This window comes from Planktotalea sp. (assembly GCF_018607965.1).
Taxonomy (GTDB): Bacteria; Pseudomonadota; Alphaproteobacteria; order Rhodobacterales; family Rhodobacteraceae; genus Planktotalea.
Genome location: NZ_JABBAM010000135.1, coordinates 1 through 3,831 on the forward strand (window position 1 = coordinate 1; position 3,831 = coordinate 3,831).

The window sequence follows — 3,831 nt, forward strand, 5'->3', positions numbered from 1 at the left end:
CTTTGAACTTGTAGAATGACGCCGGGCTCAAGCCATGCCTGCGGCACACCTCAGCCGTTGGCATCCCAGCTTCTTGTTCTTTGATCATTCCAATAATTTGGGCTTCGGTAAAACGACTCTGTCGCATTTGTTTGCTCCTTCAAAGGTTGAGCAAACTCTACGTTAAACTGAGGGACCTTTCGGGGGGGAGGTCAAAAGCAGCAGCTGACGCGAAAGATCTCATAGCGCTTACAGTTGGCGGCTCTCGTGGATCCTTTGGTATCACAGCTTTGATTTCTTCTAACAAAGCTATCATGGGTCTAGGCCTTGGCGCTTCTTACGAAATTAGCGCAGCTACAAAGATTAACGCTGTTGTGTCTTTCTTCGATGCAAAAGCAACTGGCGTTAAGAACGTATCTGCTTATGGTATCGGTGTTTCACACAACCTAGGAGGCGCAACTCCGAAAGTCGGTGTTGCACAGAACGACAAAAAAAATATGCTTGACCTTGGTGTAAGCTTCTCTTTCTAATATTAAAAACTGAAGTTAGCTAAAGAAGGACGGATCCCTCAGGGTCCGTCCTTTTCTTTTGGGCGTATGCATATTAACTCCGTTGTGAAACTGGAGGGTCCGCGTATGTCACTGCAAGACATTCAAGATAAATTTGCCAAAGCAGAAGTGGGTGCGGCTCGAACTGCCGGTAGTGCGCAGTTGATTGCGGTATCCAAGCTTCAACCGGATGAACGTGTACGTGCTGTTCTAGAGCAAGGGCACCGCGTATTTGGCGAAAACCGCGTTCAAGAAGCTGCTGGCAAATGGCCGGGCTTCAAAGAAGAATTTGAAAATGTCTCTGTGCATCTGATTGGTCCGTTGCAGACCAACAAAGCCCGTCAAGCAATGGAACTTTTTGATGCTATTCACACCCTTGATCGCCCAAAGCTGGCGAAAGCAATTGCGCGTTTGGCCGAAGAGCTGGGACATTGCCCAGATTTGTTCGTGCAAGTGAACACAGGGGAAGAAGATCAAAAAGTGGGCGTTGCGCCGCAAGAGGCTGATGCGTTTATAGCTGAGTGCCGCGATCTTGACCTGCCGATTATTGGTTTGATGTGCATTCCCCCTGTCGATGAAGAACCGTCATTACATTTTGCGCTTTTGGCAAAGATTGCGGCGCGCAATGGGTTGGATGGTCTTTCGATGGGGATGAGTAGCGATTTCGAACGTGCGATTGCGTTAGGGGCAACGCATGTGCGGGTTGGCTCTGCGATTTTTGGAGACCGTGCTTAAGAGCTTTGAATGGTTTCCAATGACTGTGTCATCGGACGTGAGCGAGGGGCCAGCCTCTCGCGCTCCCCGAGATATTTCTGAAAGGGGAAGATACGCGTCTATTTTACAATGAGGCGCGTTTTCTTGGTGATGTGTCCCGCGATTTGGTGCAGGTGATCGCGGCGAAAAGCGATGCAGCCCTCTGTTGGATATCCCGGTCTGCGCCATTGGTGGATAAATATTGCGGATCCTTTGTGAGGGATTGCATTGGGCCAATTCCAATTAGTGAGTATGACAAGATCATATAGTGGGTCAGCGCGTCTAAGGGCTTCGTGGCTATGGCTGTAAGGGGCTTGGACGTGAATATTGTAGTGCGCGTCGGTTGGTGCGTCTGACCACAGGTCGCGAGGGCCGATGGGTTCGGCCCAAGGTACGGGTTGTGGGATACGGTCTGGGCGATAGAGCATACCTACAATTCTAAGAATGCCACGCGGGGTCGCGCCGTCGCCTTCGTGTTTGTCGGTGCGGATATGGCCCTTGCCAATTGAGCAGGGGTAGAGCTTTTTTTGAAAGCGAACGCCTTTTGGAGTCACAACAAGATCGTTCGGGGTCACAAGAGATGGCCTGACTTGTCAGTCTTGGTTTGAAGGTAAGCGCGATTAAAGTGGTTTTCACCAACTTTTAGCGGAACGCGTTCCGCAACGGTGATCCCTGTCTTCTGCATCATTTCGATTTTGACTGGGTTGTTTGTGAGCAGTCGAACCTGGGTCATACCAAGTTTTTTCAGAATCGTGGCACCGATGCGAAAGTCGCGTTCATCATCCTCAAATCCAAGGCGATGGTTTGCTTCGACCGTGTCAAACCCTTGGTCTTGTAACGAATAAGCGCGCATTTTGTTGGCAAGACCGATGCCGCGTCCTTCTTGGTTGAGGTATAGTAGGACGCCTGCACCTTGTTGCCCCATCTGCGTAAGTGCGCCGCGCAATTGTGGCCCGCAATCGCATTTGAGAGAGCCCAAAAGATCCCCCGTGAAGCAAGCGGAATGCAAGCGCGTCAGGACGGGGGCGGTGCGATCAGGCGTGCCAACGATGATTGCGTAATGTTCTTCGCCCCCGTCATCGGGGCGGAAAACATGAAGTTGGCCTGTATCAGAAACCTCCATCGGGAGACGCGCATGAACGACATCAAAGTAGTGCGCAGGCTTTCCAAGCAAGGGAATTACGAGACTTGTATAGAGCACTGTAAGGTTATTTTGCACTGCGAAATCAACAGCATTGTCTAGGTCCGTGATGAGTGCTGACGGCAAAAGGCGCGCATCTTTGGTTAGTTGTAGCGCGATGCGATGGGTGTCAGCAAAGCCATCTCGCATAGATTGGAACGGCCCTTTCATCGGTGTGCGCAAGTCAGCAGATGGATCAGCCAGCGCTAAAATCCATCTGAAGTCAGCATCTGAGGGGACAACAATACGCGCAAGATCGCCATCGTATGCGCGCGCCTTTAGCGTTTCTGCGCGACGTGCTGTGACTGCGACAACAGTTTTTCCAGACAAATCACGTGCCTGAGAAACACGCGCTGGCGTCAGTGTTTCGCAAGCTTGAACCAAGACAGCCAACCCCTCTGCAATGATCACAATTGGCACGCCCATGCGCAAATCACCGCGTGCGCGGGCGATCTGTTCGGAGGTGTCAGGTGCAAAGCTCATGATGTGGATTACCGCTTTTTGAAACTTTTGGGTACAGAACGTCGTGTCTGAGGAGGAATATGTAACATTTGAAGGCGCAATAACACATGGACGTGAGGGAGTGCCACAAAACTTGTCGAATGCGGTGTGTAACTGCATGTCTAGTACAACAACAAAGCGGAGATGATCCATGGCCCAGCTAAAGAATATCCTTCTTGTCGATGACGACGACGATTTAAGAGAAGCGTTGTCAGAACAGCTTGTGATGACGGAAGACTTTGAAGTCTTCGAGGCGGACTCAGGCGCGACAGCGATGGAGCGGATCAAAGAGTCGCTTTATGACCTTATCATTCTTGATGTCGGTTTGCCCGATACAGATGGCCGAGAGTTGTGCCGCTTGATGCGTAAGCAAGGCGTGAAAAGCCCGGTTTTGATGCTAACAGGACATGACAATGACGCAGATACGATCCTAGGGCTGGATGCGGGTGCAAGTGACTACGTGTCCAAACCGTTTAAATTCCCGGTTCTTCTGGCCCGTATCCGTGCGCAATTGCGCCAGCATGAACAATCCGAAGATGCGGTGTTTGGGTTAGGTCCTTATACGTTTAAGCCGTCCATGAAGATGTTGATAACGGAAGACGAAAAGAAAATTCGTTTAACGGAGAAAGAAACAAATATTCTGAAGTTTCTGTATCGGTCGACGGAAGGTGTTGTGCCGCGGGATATTCTTTTGCACGAGGTCTGGGGATATAATGCGGGTGTGACCACCCACACCTTAGAAACGCATATTTACCGACTTCGTCAAAAGATTGAGCCAGATCCATCTAACGCGCGCCTTCTTGTGACTGAATCTGGCGGGTACCGATTGGTCTCGTGATCGTTAAATTGCCGTGAATTCGGAATTTTAGT

6 protein-coding genes are annotated in these 3,831 nt (G+C 50.5%); 3 read left to right on the forward strand and 3 right to left on the reverse strand.

Annotated elements, in window-relative coordinates:
* The coding region (locus tag QZ279_RS12395) for a transposase (RefSeq protein WP_293451320.1) at positions 1 to 127 on the reverse strand (127 nt) is incomplete at its 3' end.
* A gap of 166 nt (positions 128 to 293) precedes the next feature.
* Between QZ279_RS12395 and QZ279_RS12400 the strand changes: the two genes are divergently transcribed.
* Positions 294 to 509, forward strand: a complete 216-nt coding sequence (locus QZ279_RS12400; protein ID WP_293451310.1) for a hypothetical protein — start codon at positions 294 to 296, stop codon at positions 507 to 509.
* A 105-nt stretch (positions 510 to 614) separates the two neighbouring features.
* A complete protein-coding gene (locus QZ279_RS12405) occupies positions 615 to 1,262 on the forward strand; it encodes a YggS family pyridoxal phosphate-dependent enzyme (protein ID WP_293451312.1) in 648 nt (215 codons plus the stop codon).
* Positions 1,263 to 1,360: 98 nt separating this feature from the next.
* Here the strand turns inward: QZ279_RS12405 and QZ279_RS12410 are convergent, their stop codons facing one another.
* Together QZ279_RS12410 and ribA are read right to left on the reverse strand one after the other, a co-directional pair.
* Entirely contained in the window at positions 1,361 to 1,855 is a 495-nt protein-coding gene (locus QZ279_RS12410; protein ID WP_293451314.1) for a L,D-transpeptidase family protein, read from the reverse strand.
* Positions 1,852 to 2,943, reverse strand: coding sequence for a GTP cyclohydrolase II (gene ribA / locus QZ279_RS12415; protein ID WP_293451316.1), 1,092 nt, complete (start codon positions 2,941 to 2,943; stop codon positions 1,852 to 1,854). The genes QZ279_RS12410 and ribA overlap by 4 nt, the downstream gene beginning before the upstream one ends.
* Positions 2,944 to 3,112: 169 nt before the next feature.
* Here ribA and QZ279_RS12420 point away from each other — a divergent pair, with 169 nt between their 5' ends.
* On the forward strand, positions 3,113 to 3,799 hold the full coding sequence (locus QZ279_RS12420; RefSeq protein WP_293451318.1) for a response regulator transcription factor: 687 nt from the start codon (positions 3,113 to 3,115) through the stop codon (positions 3,797 to 3,799).
* Positions 3,800 to 3,831: the final 32 nt, after the last annotated feature.

Coding starts and splice junctions, on each gene's coding strand:
- QZ279_RS12400 (WP_293451310.1), top strand. CDS start 294: ATGGGTCTAGGCCTTGGCGCTTCTTACGAAATTAGCGCAGCTACAAAG.
- QZ279_RS12405 (WP_293451312.1), top strand. CDS start 615: ATGTCACTGCAAGACATTCAAGATAAATTTGCCAAAGCAGAAGTGGGT.
- ribA (WP_293451316.1), bottom strand. CDS start 2,943: ATGAGCTTTGCACCTGACACCTCCGAACAGATCGCCCGCGCACGCGGT.
- QZ279_RS12420 (WP_293451318.1), top strand. CDS start 3,113: ATGGCCCAGCTAAAGAATATCCTTCTTGTCGATGACGACGACGATTTA.